This window comes from Vibrio mexicanus, assembly GCF_001012815.1.
GTDB classification, from domain to species: Bacteria; Pseudomonadota; Gammaproteobacteria; order Enterobacterales; family Vibrionaceae; genus Vibrio; species Vibrio mexicanus.
In genome coordinates, this window is sequence record NZ_JYJP01000020.1 from 1 (window position 1) to 2,656 (window position 2,656).

Annotated in this window: 1 protein-coding gene; it reads left to right on the forward strand. The window is 42.1% G+C overall.

Translation table 11 applies throughout. The features are described from left to right. Positions 1-83: 83 nt before the first annotated feature. Positions 84-2,597, forward strand: coding sequence for an EAL domain-containing protein (locus UA76_RS03710; RefSeq protein WP_157617553.1), 2,514 nt, complete (start codon positions 84-86; stop codon positions 2,595-2,597). Positions 2,598-2,656: the final 59 nt, after the last annotated feature.

A 2,656-nucleotide genomic window follows, 5' to 3' on the forward strand; every position in this document is an offset into this window, starting at 1 on the left:
AGCAAGTAAATAGACATCAGGTATCGGGGAGTGGCCTTTGGGGACTCCCCTTTTCTGTGATAAAGAGAAAAAAGGTTAGTGCAATGAAATCAGGTCTAGTCAGTTTAAAGTCGCTGTTTACTTCCACCATTGTGTTGTTGGTTCTATTGTTAATGCTCATTTCAACATCGATACAAAATGCGAGCTATGACAAACTGATTGGCGAATCGAGCCGTGAAAATTTAAGTACGCTGACGAGCAATGTTATTCATCGACTCGATTGGTTTTTGAGCGCCCCTTTTTTGGTCAATACAAGTTTAGCTCAAATCATTGACGACAATATGAGCACTTACGATGATGATCTGCGCTCAGTAGAAAACACCATCCTCACGAGTTTTAAAGCACTTGAAAATGGCGTTGAACATATTGATATGATTGGCTTTAGTGATACAAATGGCCGCATGGTCGGGTTTCACCATCGTGGAGATCATGAGTATTTACTCATCCTGAGATCAGACAGAACCGAACGAGAACTCGTTATGTTTTCTGGGAAGAGTGATGACTCTCTGGAATTAGATCGCCGCTCTGGTTATGAACCGCGAAGTCGGCCTTGGTATGTGGGTGTTGAAAACGATAAGAAACCAAAATGGACGGGGGTTTATACCAACGCAGACGCTAGGCAAGACAGAACATTGTCTACAGCCAGTCCTGTATTTCGTGATGAAGAATTCTTAGGCGTAGTCGTAACAGACGTTAAAACAGAAACGGTTGGAGAATTTTTAGCTGAGCAACATCGTATTTCAGGTAGTCATGTTTTCATTTTTACGGTCGAAGGAGAATTGATAGCGAACTCGTTCAATAGCGAGGGTAGCGATCACGAAATAGAACTATCCGATACGATTCTCAAAAACATAGGTCAGGTAATACTCGATCATGCACTAACCTCTGTTGATTTCATGGAAACGATACAAGGAGAAAAGCACCACGTACGATTGACACGATATCAAGACGGTAATGGTATTGAATGGTTAGTTGCCGCTGCAATTTCAGAAGCTTCCCTAGTGGGAGCCCTACGAAATGGCCAAACTGTCAATCTATTCATGATGGGTCTGTTTGCAACGGTGTTTACTATAGGTGCAGTTTTGATCATACGTCGTATGACGTTGCCAATTTCTAAGACCGCTGCGCTAGCCCTTCAGTTCTCAAAGGGAGACTGGCAGTATACAAATCCCAAATCTAGCTTTATTCGGGAGATAGATCAGCTTGTTGCTGCATTTACTCAAATGGCCAAAAACCTTTCGGAATCTGTCACCTCCTTAAAACATCAGGTTATCTATGACAGGCTAACTGGTATCTATAGTCATGATGGATTTATCGAGGTTCTTGAAGAAAAGCTAGAGCATCGTGGGGCAACATTGATGGTAATAGGGATTGATAACTATCGAGACCTATACTGTAGCCATGGCCGTGAAAGAGGTGAACAACTGATAAAAACGACCGCAGAAAGGCTAACTAGAGTGATACCAGAAAGCGCAATTTTAGGGCGGTTTGATAATGACTTATTCGTTGTTTATATTCCACAATGTGAGAGTTCTGAGCAAATTAATCAGTTGGAGCGTAGGATTAGAAGGGCGGTGACACTGCCTATCCACCACACCAAGGAAGTTGCTCATTTGGCAGTGAGTATCGGTGCAGCTCAACATAGCTCTTTCACTTCTGACGAAGAGTGGTTGCACAACGCCTCTATTGCGCAAGTCTGGGCATTGGGAACGATACAGAAATTTAGTTTGTTTGACCATCGAATGACCAAACTGACCAGTGAAAGGCGTTGCACCATTGAACGCCTTCACAAAGCAATTGAGAATTTCGAGTTTTCACCATTTTATCAATCCATTGTATCGAGTGACAATGGTGAACTTGTGGCAGTAGAAGCGCTCGCTCGTTGGTTGTGCCCTAAGCGTGGACTGATCTCGCCTGCCGAATTTATCTCGGTAGCCGAAGAGTCAAACTTGATTGATAGTATTGGGGAACAGATACTATTTCAGGCGTGTGTTGATACCAAGCGTGCGATTAAAGAAGGTGTGTGGCCGGAGAGCATAAAAGTGCATGTCAATGTTACCGTCGATCAGATAAGCAGCCCAGTGTTTTCTGACTATGTTAGAGAGGTCCTATCCGTTACAAGTCTCCCCGCGAGTAATCTTGGTCTTGAAATAACAGAGTCCAAATTGGTAACAAGTGAAAAAGTAGCAATTAAAAATATGCACAAGCTGCAATTGATGGGAATCGAATTGTCTATTGATGACTTTGGAACAGGGTATTCGTCTCTAGCATACTTAACACAATTACCCGTAAACTGCCTTAAAATTGATCGTATGTTTATTGAACAATTGAACGAGGCGAATGCCAATGATTCAATTGCAGCAGCTGTAATAAAAATAGCAAAAAGCTTAGACCTAGACATTATTGCTGAAGGCATAGAGACACAGGAACAATTCCAGATATTACAGTCGTTAAAGTGCCCAAAAATTCAAGGATTTTATTTTGGTAGGCCGGTGCCTCTTTGTGATTGGTTTGACATTGAGCCCGTTCAAAGTACAGCGATTCAAAAAACGAACTAACCAAGATGAGTAAAGGTTGATTGCTAACACAATCAACCTATTCGATTTATATATGGAAT